The organism is Amycolatopsis silviterrae (genome assembly GCF_042684085.1).
GTDB lineage: Bacteria > Actinomycetota > Actinomycetes > Mycobacteriales > Pseudonocardiaceae > Amycolatopsis > Amycolatopsis silviterrae.
The window spans coordinates 337496-355417 of record NZ_JBHUKS010000006.1 but is presented as its reverse complement, the minus strand read 5'-3'; the positions used below and the strand labels follow the sequence as shown (position 1 = coordinate 355417).

Annotated in this window: 9 protein-coding genes; 2 read left to right on the top strand and 7 right to left on the bottom strand. The window is 68.3% G+C overall.

Annotated features, from left to right (window positions below):
• Positions 1 to 206: 206 nt before the first annotated feature.
• From ACFSVL_RS10600 to ACFSVL_RS10590, 3 genes are all read right to left on the bottom strand, one after another.
• On the bottom strand, positions 207 to 3977 hold the full coding sequence (locus tag ACFSVL_RS10600; protein ID WP_378302938.1) for an nSTAND1 domain-containing NTPase: 3771 nt from the start codon (positions 3975 to 3977) through the stop codon (positions 207 to 209).
• Between the two features lie 1478 nt (positions 3978 to 5455).
• Positions 5456 to 5866, bottom strand: coding sequence for an SCO4402 family protein (locus tag ACFSVL_RS10595; RefSeq protein WP_378302936.1), 411 nt, complete (start codon positions 5864 to 5866; stop codon positions 5456 to 5458).
• 122 nt (positions 5867 to 5988) lie between these two features.
• Positions 5989 to 7368, bottom strand: a complete 1380-nt coding sequence (locus tag ACFSVL_RS10590; protein WP_378302935.1) for a DUF4158 domain-containing protein — start codon at positions 7366 to 7368, stop codon at positions 5989 to 5991.
• Positions 7369 to 7766: 398 nt separating this feature from the next.
• On the opposite strand from ACFSVL_RS10590, the gene ACFSVL_RS10585 reads away from it, so the two are divergent.
• Entirely contained in the window at positions 7767 to 8021 is a 255-nt protein-coding gene (locus ACFSVL_RS10585) for a hypothetical protein (RefSeq protein ID WP_378302933.1), read from the top strand.
• Between the two features lie 731 nt (positions 8022 to 8752).
• Here ACFSVL_RS10585 and ACFSVL_RS10580 read toward each other — a convergent pair.
• The 4 genes from ACFSVL_RS10580 to ACFSVL_RS10565 form a co-directional block, all read right to left on the bottom strand.
• Positions 8753 to 9478 (bottom strand): PaeR7I family type II restriction endonuclease, encoded by a 726-nt coding sequence (locus ACFSVL_RS10580; protein ID WP_378302931.1) that lies wholly within the window; start codon positions 9476 to 9478, stop codon positions 8753 to 8755.
• On the bottom strand, positions 9468 to 11138 hold the full coding sequence (locus ACFSVL_RS10575) for an Eco57I restriction-modification methylase domain-containing protein (RefSeq protein ID WP_378302930.1): 1671 nt from the start codon (positions 11136 to 11138) through the stop codon (positions 9468 to 9470). Before ACFSVL_RS10575 ends, ACFSVL_RS10580 begins: the two co-directional genes overlap by 11 nt.
• A 636-nt stretch (positions 11139 to 11774) precedes the next feature.
• Entirely contained in the window at positions 11775 to 13634 is a 1860-nt protein-coding gene (locus ACFSVL_RS10570) for a hypothetical protein (protein WP_378302928.1), read from the bottom strand.
• A 115-nt stretch (positions 13635 to 13749) separates the two neighbouring features.
• Complete coding sequence (locus ACFSVL_RS10565) at positions 13750 to 14739, bottom strand: hypothetical protein (RefSeq protein WP_378302926.1); 990 nt, start codon at positions 14737 to 14739, stop codon at positions 13750 to 13752.
• Positions 14740 to 14988: 249 nt separating this feature from the next.
• Here ACFSVL_RS10565 and ACFSVL_RS10560 point away from each other — a divergent pair, with 249 nt between their 5' ends.
• Entirely contained in the window at positions 14989 to 17922 is a 2934-nt protein-coding gene (locus ACFSVL_RS10560) for an AfsR/SARP family transcriptional regulator (RefSeq protein WP_378302924.1), read from the top strand.

Genomic DNA, 17922 nt, shown 5'->3' with positions numbered 1-17922 from the left:
GGCTGCGCGGCCGGTCGCATCGAGGCGGATGTCTCAGGTGTAGCGACGCGAGGTTGTTCACGATCGGCGGCCGAGCGGTCAAGAATGACCAGTGAAGAATGGAAAAAGCCTGACCAGGCAAGACGACCCGGATTTCGGCGAGGGGCGGCCCGCTGTGTCCGGAGGCCGGGCAGGCGCGTCGTGGCTGTGCTGCTCTCAGCGGGGCGTCATCGGCAGGGCGCGGACACGTCGGCGTCGGGGAAATAGGAGCTGAGTTGCTCGGCTGTGGCGAGCGGATGGGCGAGAGCGCACGCCTCGGCCGCGGCGTCGTCCTGGTCGATCCGCCACAGCAGACCGGACCCGTCGCGACCGCCGGTGAGCAGGTTCCGGCCGTCCGGGAAGAACGCCACCGTGTGCACCTCGTCGGTGTGCCCGGACAACGTTGCCCAGGGCGTGGGTGCGCGGAGGTCGCGCACCTCCCACAGCCGGGCGGTGTGGTCGTACCCGGCGGTGGCGATGCGGGAACCGTCGGGCGAGTAGGCCACCGCGGGCACCGCGCCCTGGTGTCCGGTCAGCGTGGACACTGGCACCGGTGCACGCGGGTCGTGCACGTCCCAGATGCGTGCGGTGCGGTCGAGGCCGGAGGAGACCAAGTGCCGGCCGTCGGGAGCGAAGTCCAGCGCGAGCACGCGGTCGGTGTGGCCCTGCAGCGTCGCCACCAGCCGGGGCCGGGCGGGATCCGACACGTCGGTCAGGCGCACGGTGTTCGACATGGCGGCGGCGAGCAGGCCACCGCGCGGGGAGAACGCGAGGGCCGGAGCGAAGTCGGTGGCCCCCGTGACTTCCCCGGCGAGAACCGGCGCGGACGGCTCCCGCAGTGACCACAGCCGGATCACGTGTTCGGGATCGTCGCCGCCGACGGCGAGCAGCGCGCCGTCTGGGCTGAACCCGATCGTCCGGGCGGTGCCGGGATGTTTGATCGTGCGCGGCAGCAGGCGGGCGTGCGCCGGGTCGGAAACGTCCCACAGCCGGACGAGCCCGTCGGTGTCCCCGGCCGCCAGCACGTTCCGGTTCAGTGCCAGGGACCGGACCTGGTTCATGGCCGACGCGGGCAAGGCCAGCCGACGCGGCCGGTCGGGGTCGTGCACGTCCCACAGCCGCACGGTTCCGTCGCGGGAGCCGGTCGCGGCGGTGCGCCCGTCGGCCGAGACGACGGAGGCGCGGACGGTGTCGGTGTGCCCGCCCAGGACCCGGCCGGGCACGTCGGCGAGCCGGACTGTGCCGTCGTTGCCTCCGGTGGCGACCACCCGGCCGTCGGGGCTGAAATCGGCGGTCCACACGACGTTGGTGTGGCCGGCGATGGTGTCAAGCACAGTGGGCGCGGCCGGGGCGGACACGTCCCACAACAGCGCGGTGTAGTCCCAACCGGTCGTGACGACGGTCCTGCCGTCGGGCGAGAACCGCGCCGCCTGAACCGAGTCCCGCTGCTGGGCCAGGCGGCTCAGCAGCCGGGGCTCGCCTTCGGCGCGCAGGTCCCACAGGCGGGCGCTGGCGTCGAACCCAGCGGTGAGCAGCAGCGTGCCGTCGGGGCTGAACACCGCCGAAGTGACCATCGGCGAGTGGGCCGGAAACCGGGTTGTGAGGGCGGGCCGGGCAAGGTCGGTGACGTCCCACAGGCCGACGGTGCCGTCGTCGGACGCGGTGACCGCACGGCGTCCGCCAGGGGCGAACTCGGCCCAGGCGACCGAGCCGTGGTGACCGGTCAGCGCGGAGACGCGGGTGGGTGTGCTCGGGTCGCGGACGTTCCACAGCGCAGCGGTGCCGTCGTTGCTCGCGGTGAGCAGCGCGGTGCCGTCGGGGCTGAAAGCGACGTGGTACACCGCTTCGCGGTGAGCCTGCACCGCGGCGAGCAGGCGGGGCGCGGCGGGATTCTCCACATTCCACAGCGACAGCACGCCGTCGTGCCCGGCGGCGGCCAGCCGTGCTCCGTCGGGGCTGAAGGCCAGCGACTCCACTCGCTCCGACCTGCCGGTGATCTCCGCGGCGAGTTCGGGGGCGTGCGGCGAGGGCAGCCGCCACAGCCGGACCGTGCGGCTGTCCCCGGCGCTGGCCACCACCCTGCCGCCCTGCCCGAACGCCACCGCCCGCCGGGCCGCGTCGCCGGTCAGGACCGTGGTGCGGGGCCCGAGGACGGTGCTGAGCAGACTGCCGCGGGTATCGGCGGTCGGGTCGAACCGGAAGGCCGCGACAGCGAGTTGTCCCGCCAGCGCCGGATCGGCCGTGCGCAGCGCCGGTGCCTGCGTGGCCACCTTCTGCGCGAGCGCGGAGTTGCGCTGCGCCGCGGTGATCTGCGCGGCTCGCAGGGCATACCAGGTAGCACCCGCCGCGATCAGGAGCAGAACGATCAGCAACGCCACCAGTCCGCGCAACTGGGACGCCCGCCGCCGAACGGCAGCCTCGGCGCGCGTGTTTTCAGCCACCGAGGCGGTCAGGAAGTCCCGCTCGGGCTTGCTGAGGGCCCGGTCGCGGTCCTCGGCCCACGACCGGGCCAGAGCCAACCGCACACCGCGGTACAGCGCGCCCGGGTCCTTGTCCAGCGCCCGCCAGGCGGCTGCGGCGTCGGTGAGGTCGCGGTGCACCCGCAGCCCTTCGCGATCTTCGGCCAGCCATGCGCGCAGGCGCGGCCACGAGCGGATGAGAGCCTCGTGCGCGATCTCCACGCTGTCCTCGCCCAGCACCACCAGCCGCGCGGCCGCCAGGTGTTCCAGCACCGGACGGACGTCGCCGCCGAGCTGGTCCAGTTCGTCCCGCCTTGCCCGCCGCTTGGTGTCCTCGATCCCCTCACCGAGCGTGCACAGCCGCAGCAACACTTGCTGAGCGGTGTTGCGGCGCTCGGCGGAAAGCGCGGTAAACGCGACTTCGGCCGTGTGCGCCACAGCGTGCTCGATCCCGCCCGCGGCCTCGTAGCCCTTCAAGGTCAGCGTCGTACCACGGCGACGCCGCCACGTCTCCATCAGCACATGGGAAACCAAGGGCAGCACGCCGTGCTGCCCACCGGCGTCCGAGACAATGCGGGCGACCAGTGCGGTCTCCACAACACAGCCCGCCCGCACTGCGGGTTTGACAACGGCCACGCGCAATTCGTCGGCCGTCATCGGGGCCACCGTCACCTGTCCGTCGCGCAAAGCTCGCGAGAGAGCGGGATGCTCGACGCAGTCCCCGTAGAAGTCCGCGCGCACGCTGAGGATCACTCGGCAGCCGCTGTGTGCAGTCGTGGCCGCCGTGAGCAGTTGGTCGATGAACCGGGCCCGCTCGGCGTGGTCGGCGCAGAGCGTGAACGCCTCTTCGAACTGATCGACGACCAGCACCAGTTCGCTGCCCTCCGCGACGCACCGCCGCACGGCCTGATGCAGTCCTCTGGGTTCCGTGGACTGCGCTGCCACGGGCGTGCCAGCGAGGCGCGCCAAGTGGATATGGCACTCCTCCAACGGATGCGCGCCCGGCGTCAGCACCACCGCCGGCCCGGTCAGCTTCGGCACCACTCCCGCCCGCAGCAACGACGTCTTGCCGGTGCCCGAGGCACCGACGACGACCGCCACCCGCTGCGCGGACAGGCAGGCGAGCACGTCCTCGACCAGTTTTTCCCGGCCGAAGAACCGTGCCGCGTCCGCAACCCCGAACGGCGCGAGTCCGGAGTACGGCGACTCGGCCTCGTCCGGCGGCATGGACGGCTGCAACGCTCCGGACGCCTCGCGCCACCGGCGCTCCCACTCGCCGCGATCGCCGCCGCACGCCCGCACATACGCCAGCGTCACGTCCAGGCTGGGCAGTTTCCGCCCCGCAGCGGCCTGCGACAGCGCCGCCTCCGAGTAATGCGCCCGCGCACTCAGCACCCGGTAAGGAGGCTTGCCCGCCTTCTCCCGCAACAACCGCAAATCGCGCGCGAACTCCACCAGCGGCCCGTCCCCCGCAGCCAACGGGTTCTCTTCACGCGGCACCCGAGCCACCCCCGCCTCACGCCGTGCATCGCACCGAACGCTCCGCCAGGTACATCGTGCCTGCCGGGTGATGTATGACAACCTGCTGCATGCGAGCCGGGGTCTGATCATCTGCCGCAAGCAGCCACACCGGCACGGCGCGGGTATCCGGATTCAGAGGACTGCCCGAACGCGCCTTCCGCAGGAGTGCCCGCCACGCGCCGTACTGAAGCCACCGCGGGACTTGCCGTATGTGCGCCCATGTTCGCCTTCGATCGGCACCTGCGCGGACTCGCGTGAGAGTTCGGCAACCTTGGCGAGGATCTCCGTGCGGTCGCCCAGTTCGTCGCGCTCCGACGGGGACATTCTCCGCCACACGATCGCGGAGGCAACCCCGCTCGGAGGAAGACACACGACCTCGCTGCGTCCGTGTGCTTCGGAGAAGATGTCTTTCTCAAACCGGCCCCGTGCGGTGCCGGGAAATCAGCGCTTCGAACGTGAGTGAGCCAAGACGCGTCCGCTGACGGCGAGCGAACCGCCCGCGAAACTGCCGGAAGCCAGGGGCCGCCAAGCCAACCGAGCAACAGCAGCGTGCCGAGGACAAGGATCAGCCACGTTGTAACCCACCTCGGCGCAGTTCGCTCTGGCACGAGACGAAGCAATAACCGTTCAGCGACTGGCTCGATCGTGTGTACGCGGAGATCTCTGTTCTGATCGGGCCGGACGCGGACGGTCGAATGCCACGATCCCGGGCAGATCGCTGTCACGGCGGCAATAACCCGATCAGCGATGCAGGGTGGCGCGGATGTCCAGATGCGGAGGGGCACGCGGTCGGCGAGACCAACGGGCGGTCTGGCAGTGCCTCACCCGCCGCGGCTCGATCGCTGGGACCGGTTTCGAGTTGGGTCGGCCGAGCGAGTATCCGGCGTTGCGTTTCTCCCCGATGACGCGGAATCCGGCGAGTTCGTCGGGGACTGGCGAGATTCCGTGCTGTACTCGACGCTCTCCCACGAGCGGGCTTCAGAGCCACGCTGTTGAGAAGGACGGGCAGGCAAGGAGGGGGTCGCCGACACGCCCTCGTGCACCGCTTCCCCGCCGACGAGATCCCATGGGCCATGCTCGCCACCGACGGTGCCTGCAAACCCTTGCGGCGCCTGGGCCGCGGCTGGCGACGATGGACGAAAGCGGGCCGTACCGGCTTCTCGCCCGGCCCGAGGATTGGGAACGCTATGGTGATCCCTCCGCCCAACAACTCCCCCGCGCCAAGCGGCACGACGACAAGAGTCTGGTCGCGCTGCGGCGATCCGATACACCGTCGACCGTGATCTGAGTACGCGGCACCCTTGCGGAAGGTTGTGCGCGACCACCGAGCAGATCGGCGGGGCTTGCGCTTCGATCGCCTTCCGTTCGGCATCGCATCAAGGCCAAGCGCGCACCCAGCTTCAGCCATGTCCCGGTCCACGGGACCCTGACGTCCAGCAGCAGCGGACCGCCGTGTGTCACACCGCGCCCTCGTGCGTTCGCATGACCTGCAATGCAACGCCCGCGAGACGAACGACCTCATTCCACCGAGGATGAGCCAGATAGGCGCTGTCGGCAGCATCGCCGATTTCATCGATCATCGGATCGAGGACGGAGCCAAGCTCGCGCAACGGCTCCACTTCGTCAGGATATATGTACCAGCCGACACCCGACAGCGGGTCCGGAAGAATGCTGGTGTCGTCGAACAGGATGCTGATGTTCATGTCCAGGTTGTCTTCATAACCCGGATGCGGCCTCTCCAGCCGTATCCACACGCGCTCCTGGTGCTCGCGATCGGACAGGGCCTGCACGGCTTCGACGACCAAGGCCCGAAGGCCTGGCACCTGGACATTTGTCACGGCTTGTTCCACGTTCTCCACTTCAACCATTCGCTCAGGGGAATGCGGGTGTCTACTCCGAAATCATCGACCCGCGTTCGACGAGATCCGTGGCCTGGGTGTACTCGATCGGTCGATCGTTCACTGCCGCAGACCGTCCTCGCGAAGCAAGCTCAGGAATGCGAGCGGTTCGCATGCCGACGAGAACCGGGCACCGATACCTCTCCCCGCCGCAGTGCGTCCCGAAGGTTGATCAAGGTGCTCCACTCCCAGAGGTACCGATACCGCACCGGCTTTCCCGCTTCAGCGGCCCTCTCCAGATGATACCGCCAGGACCAGGACAGGAACGAGGTTTCCGCCCCGTCTGGGACGCAGAGCCGGCCTTGGCTGTAGAGGGCGCGCAGGATCTCCACCGCTTGAAGCAGCGGCTGGGCTTCCCGGCTGCCGGCGAACTCGATCTCCCCGAGCACCACCGGCGCGAATCGCCGCAGGTACGTGAACGGATCCCCGTCGCTGATGAGGTCCACAGTCCCGGGACCGCGGTACGGGAACCAATTCCACGAATGCTTGCGGTACCACTTCTCTTCCAGCCGCTCCCGTTTCTCCGCCACCTGATCCTCGGCATCCGACATTGCCTGGCCGAACATCTCCACCAGTTCGTCGAGCAGTTCCGCGTAACACTCGACCACCGTGGCCAGCAGGATCGGATATTTCGACATCCGCTGTCGCGCCCGCAGCGGCTGGCTGCGCAACTGGCGGCCCAACTCGACCAGTCGCCGCCGCCGGGAATCCGGGATCGTCGACAGATCCAATGTGTGCACGTCGAGGTCGCGCAGGAACACCAGTCTGTCCGCACCGGCGCGGATCGCCGTGGGCAAGTACTTCGTCGGGCGGCGGTGCAGCCACGTCAGCCGAGTCATCGGCATCTCCGGCGCCATCTCGAGCAGCCCGTCCAGATCCGCGAGCCGCGGCTCGGTCAGCAGAGGCTCGATCCGGCGGAACACCTCCCGCTCGGCGATCTTCCGAGCGGCCGCGACCTCCTCCATCAGCGAGACCACGCCAGGCCGCACTATCCGCACCCGGTCCGAGGCCAGGTGGACAGTCGCCCGCCGAAACAGTTCGCCGGGCAGGTCGCGCTCGACGGCGAGGTCGGCCAGGAACTCGCGCAGCGTTTTCCACCCGGCCCGTTCATCCTCCTCGGCGGTCCGCCATCCCAGACGCTTCATGACCAGGCGCAGATGATCCGAGCGGGTCTGCTCGCGGTGGCCGTAATAGGCCAGCGCCCCGGCCTCCAGCCCCAACTGCGCGGCCACATCGGTCACTGCGGCCGTCGGCGCCGCCCGCACGTCGGCGGGAACGAATCCCAGCCATGGCAACGCGCACAGCTGCAGCGCCAGCCCGACCTTGTTCGGCGCACCCCGGGTTGAGCGATGAACCCACTGCACGTCCGCGGTCGTCATCCGGAAGCGGCGCACCAGCTCAGCCCACCCCGCCTCCGCGGGCCAGGACTCCAGCTCGCGTATCTCGCCCGCCGAGAAGAACCGGGTCGCCACCGAGTGTCGCCTCCCACCGCCGCTGTCGCGCAGGATTCCATCTACGCTGCTCAGAGCCTATTCCGTTGGATTATCCGCGCATTGTGCAGTTAGCCGTTCAGGCGGGCCGAACTCCACTGACCACTCACCGTGGAACCGCCAGCGGTCACCGATCTGACGCCGGTTTCGCTTCTGTTCCGGCCTGCCGACCGCTTAGCGTTCACCACGCCCGTCTGGCGCTCCAGACCAAAAAGGTGGGCGGCTCCCCCGGCCAGGGGAACCGCCCCGCGGTGATCGTTCTCGTCTCTCGATCACCGGTGTGTCCTCGTGCCACGGGCAACCGCCCATCGCCGGGCCGACGTCGCTGCTGACGTTGTCGTCGCCCCGGCACCGATTGTCCCGTGTGAAAGGACACGCCAGTGACACTACGGCCCACCACCAAACCGGAACCAGAGCCGGACGACGACCAGTCGCCCGACAGCGATGGACGGTTGCCCGAGGAGTCCGAGGCGACCAGCGAGACTAATCGGACCCTGCACAACGCGTTGTCGAGCTGGAGCCATACCTGGCGGCTGATCGCGATCACCGTCACCGTGCTGGGCATGGTCATCACGGGTATCTGGCTGCTGCGAGTGAACGTCGAACTCGGCCCGTTGAGAGTGATCGGACGTTGACGACGACCGGTGCTGGCCGTTGCTGCCACGGCAACGGCCAGCACCGACGGCCCATCGGCGATGCGGGAGGCAACCGGCAAGACCCCGCCGCCGATCCGCATGTCAAGGCCCGCGAAACATTCGTCGAACTCGACCACCCGGTACCGGGCGCAGCTACCAGGTGGCAGGACAGCCGCTGAAGTTCTAGCGCACCCCAGCCCGGCCGTCGCATCGCGCGCCCCTGCTCGGCGAAGACGGCCACCCGATCCGCGCCGGACACTGGAAGGACAAGAAATGAATCAGGAACGATGCGTCCTGCTCGACGTTCACGGACGGTCCGGCTGCGGCTTCCGGGCATACCCGAGCACTCGTCCGTGCTGGCTACACCGCCGGGTTCGATGCCCATCTCGTCCGGGAAGGCCGAGCTCATCGCCGCGATGACAGGGACGGACGACTCCAGCCGGAGGATCGCGTCTTTGGAGGCAGGCGACATCGTGCTCAGCGGAACGCTCAACGCCCCGATCCAGACCGGCGACCGGCTGGAGCGGAGATCAGCGAAGTGGGCGGAATCTCGGTCGAGGTGGTGTGAGCCTGGAGTGCCGTCGTCCGTGCGGGCACTGGCATTCCACGGGTCCCCGAGTCCGGTGTGGACACTCGGGGCGCGGAGTCTTCCCGGCCGCACCGCGGATGGCAGCGCACGAACCAGCTTGCTTCAAACCCGTTTGCCACCCGCGGAGGCTCCGCCGATCCGGCTATTCGTTGCGCAGGGCTTGAATCGCAAACTTAACCCGCGCCTCGATCTGAGTAGCCAGCGTTTCGGCTGTCGCAGTCGGGATCGGCTCGTCGTGGCCGATGGTGCCGTCGGCCCTGACCCAGGTCGTCAGCATCCAGCCCGCGTCATAGACCCTCTGCGAGATGAGCCGCTCGATCGCGGTGGCGTACTGGCTCGCGTACGTCATATTTTCGAACGCAGAGTCGTTGAGGGGAAAGCGGCTCCTCGACTTCTGCACGACCCTCAAACGAATAGGCTTGCCGCTCTCCGCGTCTCGGTTGAACGTCATGCACCACGCGGCCCAGACCCCGAGATTGCCGAACACTCCCGTGAGTTCCTGCACAGCCTTCGCGTCGACGGCGCTTCCGATCGCCTCTTCGATCCGGTTGTTCGCGTTGTTACCCGAACTCGAGGCCTGCGACTTCAGCTCCACCACGCCCACCAGGTGGCCCTTGTGCATTGCCACCACGTCCCAGTTCTTCGAGCGCCGGTAGTAGCCCGGAACTACGCAGTCCAAGCTGACGTCCGACTCGTCGAGCCCTGCGTCAACGAACATCTGCTTGACGAACATCGCAATACTCTGCATGTGTCGCGCATTGCGCGCCTGCGCGCCGGTGTCCGACTTACCGTCGGCAACCAGCCGGGCGACGGCTTCGTTTTTCTCTTTCCACCAGTTGACCAAGAGCGGTTCGATATCACGCGTCATAGTCCGGAACCATATCGGTTAGCTCGTAGTCCGAAGTGTCGATTCCGTAAGCTCGCGCCGCCGCCCGCGTAGCGGCTTCGACGTCGCGCGCGTGGAAGGCAAGGCGTAGCTCGTCAGCCAGCTCGCCGGGTATCGCAGTTGGCGCAGGCACGCGGATCTTCTTCAGGTACTGAGCCTGGAAGCGCAAGGTCCCGCCGCGCATCCGCACGCAGTATGCCTCGATAAAGGCCTGCGCGATCCGGGACAACAGGATTCCGCCAAGGACTTCCATGTCCCAGGTGTCCGAGACGACATAATAGAGGTTGTGATGGGGGTAGTATCCACCCGGTTCCAGAACCGGGTGGATACGCGCCTTCATGTCCTGCACCAGTAGCTTGGGCCTGTCGATGATCGATGCGTTCACCTTGTCGATGGTGCGATGCCAACGATCCGGGTTCTTCTTCGCGACGAATCGATCTTTGATCGCCGGGTGCGCACTCAAGTGGGCGGCGAGGCGTGGGTAGTCTGCAAGATCGACAAGGTTGCCGTCTGCGTCCCACGGGTTCACCAGGTAGTTGCCTTGCCACTTGAACGAGCCCGACATCAGGTCTCGTCGCATCGAGAGCGGCAGCATTCGATCCCGCTCCGCCGCGTCAGCGTCCTTGGTGACGTAGGCCTTGTCGGCGCCGGTGGCGATGCCGATGGAAACGCGAGTACCAGTGGCCTCGTTGTGCAGCGAGGCGAAGCCGTCGTTGAGCCGCTCGATCAGCGCGAGGCGCGCCGGCGAACCGGTGGGCCACATCTCGCCGGATGGGAACCAATGCGGGAGGCGGTGAGCAGTCACCCCGGAGTCGGCGAAGTGCGTCAGAGATTCGTCGCGCGACCACTTCGCCAGCGCCTGCGCGGAGGACTCACCGAAGGCGGCGGTCGTGTCCGCTACGACCGCCGTACCCTGCGCTTGATTCGCCAGCACCGTAATCGCCGGGTATGCGGAGACCGGAGACTCGAAAGCGTCGACATCGTGCATAGTCCAGACGTGCTGGACCGAATACCGGGAGGCCACCAGGTCGCGCAACACCCCACCGTATTGGTTCCTCATCCAGCGGTCGGCGCAGATGAAGCCGACTCGTCCGCCAGGTTTCAGCATCGCGAGGCAGCGCTCGTAGAAACCGACGTAGATGTCTCCGCGGCCCTTCATCGTCGTCCAAGCGCGGCGGTACTCGGCCGCAGTGCTGGCGTCGAGGTCGTCGTAGCGGATGTACGGAGGGTTTCCAATGGCGACGTCCGCCGCCAGGTCGGCGACGCCCGGCAGCAGGAAGTCCTGATGACGCACCCAGGTCGATGCGAGGCTAGTAGCCGTCTCTTCGCGTACGCCTGCGGCGACCAGCAAGTCGCGGCAAAGGCCGCGGGCAGTCTTCACATGCTCCGGCTGCAGGTCATACGCACGGACAGCGTCGCCGAGCAGTGCCAAGTCCCGGCCTCGGGCTCGTGCTGACGAGATCAGGCGTTCAACCGCCGGGCCGAGGAACGCCCCAGATCCGCACGACGGTTCGAGCAGATGCATCGAGCCAAGGTCGCGATCGACAGTATAGCCGGTGATGTCGAGCAGAACGTCGACGACCCAACGTCGAGTGAAGAACTCGCCGTAGTTGATCGTCAGCGTGGAAGCGGTCCGGGTCACCCCGCCACTCTAGAGACGGCCACTGACAGTTCTGCGTCCGACACGGCCGCGATAGCGTCCGAATGTCCTCGACCTGCTGCAACACCCTCGCTCGTCCGTCGCACAAAGCAGTTCCATGCCGATCCCCCTCGCGCAGATTCTGCAACCTGGTCAGGGCCGCACTGATCGACCTCTGCGCTCCCAGACGCTGCGCCGGCCGGAGTCATCCGCCAGATCTTCTGCCGCAGCATCCGCCCCTCCAGGCGCTCTTCAGTGGGTCTGCGAACGCTGAGCGACGTCCACGAGCGAGATTGAGAGCGGACGACACGGTCCCGCACTGCCCGCCGGAGTCGCACGACGTTCCCGGCCGCCACGTCCTTCGGATCCAATAGCACGTCCCATCAGCTGTCCCGGGGACTTCTGCAACCAACCCCACTCCCCTGACGTCCGGAATCGACCGATCGCACGAACCAGGACGCTGTGCCGGTGCCGCCGCCGGGGTGATGTTCTGCAAGGTCGACACCACCCAGCCCGACCCGCGAGCCGACTTGGAAGGTCCGTCCGCAGAGGCGGAAGACCGGAGGGCGCGCCTCAACCGCGAGCAGGTCGGCGGCACACCCCGTATCCCCAGCGGGCTCGGCCCACGCGGGCCTGAAGTTACTCGCTGCCGATGACCGTCAGGTCGTCCCAGTGCGAGATGACAGTTCTCCGCGCGCTTCGGAGCAGGCCGTCCAGCAGGGTCAGGCTGCGCGAGTCGCGGGTCGGCTTGCCCTCTTCGGCTGCTTTTCGCGCCGCATCGTGCACGGGGCGCAGCAGGTGCGGTTGCACGATCACCACCTTGGTCTTGTTCAGGGTGGTGCGCGCCCGCAGCGCGGTCAGGAACTCCGACAGTTCCGTCTGCCGGGTGCCGTCGAGCCAGGCCGCCGGGCGCGCGATCCGCGGGGTGGTGAAGCGTTCGATGAGCGACCGGTTGTCCAGCAAGCGCAAGTTCTTCACGGCTTGCGCAACAACCTCCTGGTACGCCGTCACCGCGACCTGCCTGGTCGACGACGTGCTTTGTGCGCCCTTGACGTGAATGGCGGTCAGCGTGCCGTCGGCCAGGTGCAGGAAGTCGGCGACCTCGCCCGCGCCATCGTCACAGACGAGCCAGCCGGTGGGGTAAGCCGTTGCGACCCAAGCGAACAACGAGCAGTCGTTGATCAGGCCGATCGCGTCGTGGATGGCCTGGTCGCCGCGCACCGACGGCTTTTCCTGGTTCACCCGGTAACGACCGAAATCGGCGAATTCCAGGTTGGCGAACGGCGGTGCGGTCTGGTTCTGCAGGTTGATTTGGCACTCGCCGAACGTGTGCCCGGACTCGTAGTAGATCCTCAGCAATTCACCGTTGCCGACGGCGTCCCGGATCTGCCGTGCCACCGCCTCATTCGACGGCGTTCCGGCGAAGCGGACGTCCAGTTCGAAGCCGTCTCCCCGGGCGGCCGGTTTGATCGACAGTGAGCCGACCTCAGCCCCTTCGCGACCGACGACCGCGGTGAACGCCGGGGACCCGGAGTGCCCGCGGACTTCGAGGAACGAGTTCCGCAACAGCTCCGCCCGTTCCGCCAGTTCCCCGTCCGGGTCCGCCGCGCCGGGGAGTTCATCCGGTTCGGCGATGGTGACGTCGTACGCTCCGTACACGTTGGCCAGTTCGGTCTCCGGCACCGCCAGTTGCCAGAACGGCTCCTCCGGCGGTTCGACGGCGAAAGACTTCTCGAACAGGGTCACGGTTTCGGTGGCGGCGGCGAGGAACGTCAGCAGATCGACGCGGAATTTCCAGTAGAGGTGCGACTTCGCGGGGCTGACGGTCAGCCTGCCGCGCACTACGGCGGATTCGTCCAGGGGCAGGTAATCAATCACAGCCGCGCTCAACGCGAAGCTGCCGTCCTCGTCGTCGAGCACCTCCTGGATCCGCAGCCCGCCCAACGTTTTGCTGTCGGCCTTGGTGGCGCGGCGGCGATGTACTCCACGCAGCCATACGGTCTTCCCGTCGCCCTGGAGCGTTCTCCGCAGGATCGCGCTCGGCAGGTACCGGTAGAGCCCCTTGAACTTCTGCAGCCACTTGCGCAACGCCTCGTCGCTCACCGGCGTGTGCAGCACCACGAAGGCTCCGCAGCGCACCACGACCGTCAACTGGTTGGCGACGTCGAATACCTGCTGGTCTTCTCCGGCCCAGCTCGGCATCGTGCGACGCTCGCGAACGGATGCGTACAGGCCATCGATGCCCAGCTCCAACAGCGATCCGACGCCTTCGATCTGGTCGGGCTCGGCGAGCACGACCTCGCCGAGGCAGCGAACCGATCGCGCCTGGCCCCGCGACTCCAGTGTGGTTCGGAGGAAGGTGACGAGCGAGCGGAACGCGGCCTTCGGGTCCGCGTCCGGGTTGCAGTGCAGCACGGCCACCGAGAAGGTCGGCGTCAACTCGGCCAGGCCCTCCAGCCGGGGCGCTGGGGAGTCCACAAGGGATTTGTCGATGTCCATCGCATTGCCGTCCTTTCAGCACTGTGGCGGCGCCTTCTGGAAGCATGAACTCGTTGCGTGCACGGAGTGTGGATCAGATGTGGACCACCGATGGGAACGACACTGCCCGGCCAGCTCACATTCCAAGCCCGCTTTTCGGCGGAACTGGTGTTCCGGGCGCGCTCCGATCCGCACACGAACAATGATGCCCGCAGAATTCGTTCCCCGCTTCCTCACCGTCCCAGCGCGCACCGTAGGAGCGGCCCGGCAAAAGTCTCTGGAATCGCTGATGTATTTCCCCCGCGCGGTCCACCGGTTGTTGGTGACCACCGTGCGGACCGGTGACATCGCGCAATGTCCACACCTGGCGCGGAATGCGATATCTGGCGAAACGCACGCGCAGATCGAACAGATCACAGGACTGTTCCAGTTCATGCACCACGTACGACCGCAGCACCCGCGGCCGGGGAAAGCGGTAACTCACGGCGAAGGCATGCATGTCGCCTTGCGCGAGCGGTTCGGGCAGCGTGAGGGACAAGCCGCCCCGTGCTGTGCCGCCGGGGCACAGGGTGCCCCCGTAGAGCACGTCAACGTCGAGCGGGCCCCGCAGTTCGAACGCCGGCGAGGTGAAGTCGAGTTCGTGCAGCCCGTCGTGGTCGGCGACGATGCGGTACTGCTCCAGCACCTCGTGCCGCGGCCGGTCCAGCGTCGCCACTGCGTGCAGTTCCGCGATGTGCCAGGCCCTGTCCGGCCGGAGCGGGACGGTCACGACCAGTTCCGCGAGCTGGTCGATGGCATCGTCGACCCGGCGGCGCACGGTCCGCGCGTCACGATCGATCCGGGGCGCGGCCCAGCTGACGCGGTCCCGGTACAGCGGCATGCGCACGTCGGCGGTGAGCCCGAAGGCTGCCACGGTGGCCAGGCGCATGTCCTCCGGCAACTGCTCGGCCAATCCGGTCAGCCGCGCCACGAGCTTCTCCCGGATGGCGACCGGACCGTCGTCCTCCGTCACACCGCACAGCAGGCGCAGCGTCGGGCCGATCCGCTCGCCGATCCTCCCGGCGTGCACCCCTCGGCCCTTGCGCAACGACTTGAGTTCCCGCACCAGTTCCGCATGGGTGTTCACCAGCCAGCCTCCCCGCCGATCTCCGATGACCGGCAGCTTGCGACGGGTGAGTGGACCAGAAGTGGACATGTCGTGGATCGGTCCGCACACCGGCACCCCGGCACTCGTTTCCCCAGCTCGCGCTCCCCGGAAACGAAGGTGTCCGCGCACGACGCGCATACCGGCCGAAAAATGGTCGCTTTCGGTGACACACGAATGGCCGCTTGCACGACATAGTGATGGACATAGGCTCGCGAACAGGGAGGCGGAGTGGATTTTCGAATGCTGGGCCCGCTGGAGGCGTGGCACGACGGCGCTCCGGTGCATCTCGGCGACCAGCAGCAGCGCTTCGTGCTCATCGTGCTTTTGCTGCACGCCAACAAACCGCTTTCCGCCGACCGGCTGACCGAAATCGTCTGGGGAGCCAACCCCGAGCGCCGGACCCTGGTCCGCGGCTACATCAACAAGTTGCGCAAGGCCTTCGGCGCGGCCGACGACGTCGCGATCGAGACCACCGCGACCGGCTACTTGCTGCGGGTTTCCCGGGAACAGGTCGACCTCCACCGCTTCGACCGGTGGCGTGAGCAGGCGCGTCAGGAGCAGGATCCGCGCCGCCAGATCGAACTGCTCCGCGCCGCGGTCGACCTGTGGCGCGGGCGCTTCCTCGAGGACATCGACATCGACCGGGTGGGCGGCACGGACGTGATCTCGCCGTCCGACAGCTATTTCGACACCGTCGGCGATCTCGCCGAACTGGAGCTGACCACGGGGGACCATCGGTCGGCGCGCGACCGGTTGCGCCGCATCGTCGGCAAGGAACCGGATCGGCAGCGGCACGCCGAGCTGCTGATGCGCGCGCTGCTCGCCAACGGCGACCGGGTGGAGGCGATCCGGGTGTTCCACAGCACCCGCGACGCGCTCGCCGAACTCGGTCTCGAGCCGGAACCGAGGCTGCGCAACATCGCCGCCCGGGCCGAACGCGGCGAGCCCGCCAGTTCTCTGCCGTCCCGGCCCGGCGGTTTCACCGGCCGCGAAAGCGAACTCGGCCTGATCGCCGCGGCGGCGGGCGCCGGCGAGAAAGCCGTGTGGGTCAGCGGCGCACCGGGAGCGGGCAAGACCGGCTTGGCCGTGGAAGCCGCGCACCGGCTGCGGGAACGATTCCCCGACGGGCAGTTGCTGTTGCGGCTCAACGGGTTCACCCCGAACGTCACCGCGATGACCATGGGCGACGCACTCACCCAGCTCCTGCTCGAGCTCGGGGTGCCCGCCGAGCAGATCCCCGCCTCGCCGGGGCGCAAGATCACGATGTACCAGAACGAGTTGTACGGCACCCGGACGTTGATCCTGCTGGACAACGCGAAGTCCGCCGAGCAGGTCCGCGCCCTGCTTCCGGACGCCCCGGGCTGCTTCGCCATCGTGACCAGCAGGCGGGTGGGCGAACCGGACACCGGGCAGCAGGTGCGGCTGGCTCCGCTGCCCCCGGACGACGCCGCCGCGTTGTTCCGCACGCTGGCCGGGCCGCTGCGGGTCGCCGGCCGTGCCGCCGAGGTGGCCGAGGTGGTCACACGGTGCGGTCGCCTGCCGATGCCGATCCGCGTTTCCGCCGCGTTGTTCCGCCGGCACGACCGGTGGCCGCTCGAGCACCTGCTCCGGTTGCTGGCCGAAAGCGGGCCCTGGCACGCCGACGCCGGCGACGACGCGGGCGCCGCGGCCGTCCGGGTCTCCTACCAGCAGCTGGGCGAATCTCAGCAGAAGATGTTCCGCCTGCTCGGGCACACGCCGGGACCGCACATCACCGTGGCAGGCGCCGCCGCGCTGGCGGACAGCGCGCTTGCCCGCGCCCGGCTGGTGCTCGACGAACTGCACGAGGTGTGCCTGGTCGAGGAGCTCACGCCGGAGCGGTACCAGATGCTGGACCCGCTCAAGGAGTTCGCCGCGGCCGAGCCCGGCGAGCACTCCGGTGCCGTGCTGCGGCTGCTCGACTTCTACCTGGTCACCCTCGCGGACGCGGCGGGGACGGCCTATCCGTTCGAGCGCGCTCGGCTGCCCGCGGTGACCTGCACGTCGCCGGTGGCCCGCACCTTCGAGACCACCGGCGCCGCGGTGGCGTGGATCACCGCCGAGCGGGACAACCTGGTGGCCGCTATCCGTTACGCCGCCACGCATGGCTTGCCTGAGCACGCCTGGCGGCTGGCAGTGCTCATCTGGCGCTACTTCCACACGACGAGCCAGTTCGACGACTGGGCCGAGACCATGGAACTGGCCCGGCGGCTGGTGACCGCCGACAAGGACAACACGGTCGGCCAGGCGCACGTGCTGCTCAGGCTGGCCACCGTGCACAACCGCCGCGGCGAGCTGGCCGAGGCCCTGGAACTGGCGCGGCGGGCGCTGTCCTGCTGGACGCGGCTGGGCGACGCCAGGGGCGAGGCCACGACGTGGTGCGCCATCGCCATCCCGACCATGGAACTCGGCAGGCACGCGGAAGCGATCACCCACTTCGAGACGGCACTGGAGAAGTACGAGGAAGTCGGTGACCTGCGCGGGCAGGCACACGCGCTGAGCAATCTGGGCTACCTCAACGAACTGCACGGAAAGCTGGACGTCGCGCTGCGCCAGCACCGCGCCGCGGTGCCGATCCTGCGCGAAATCCACCACATGCAGGGGCTGGCGCACGTGCTGAACAACCTCGGCTCGGTCCGGCAGCGCCTCGGGCTCCCGAGCGAAGCGCTGGTCGACCACCGGGAGGCACACCACCTCGCCGCCGAACTGGGCGACGCGTGCGTCATGGCCTACGCGCTGTCCAACATCGGCAACGTGCACCGGTCGGCGGGCCGGATCCCCGAAGCCGAGCGCTACCAGGAAAAAGCCGCCGGCATCGCGGCCGGGGTCTTCGACGCGGACCTCCGCACCCAGCTCTTCCGCGACCGCGCGGCGACCGCCCAGGCCAAGGGCGACCACGTCGAAGCGCTGCGCCTCTACGAGGCCGCACTGGAGCTGGCGGCCACGTCAGGGAACCAGGGGCACCGGGCGCACGCCGATCGGGGTATCGCCCAGACCCTGCACCGGCTGGGCCGATGCGGAGACGCCCTCGCGAACTGGGAGGCGGCCGAGAAGGAGTTCACCGCTCTGGAATTGCCCGAGGCCGGCCAGGTGCGGACCGAACGGGCGGAACTGACCTGCGCCTGCCGCGAAGGAGTGCGCTGA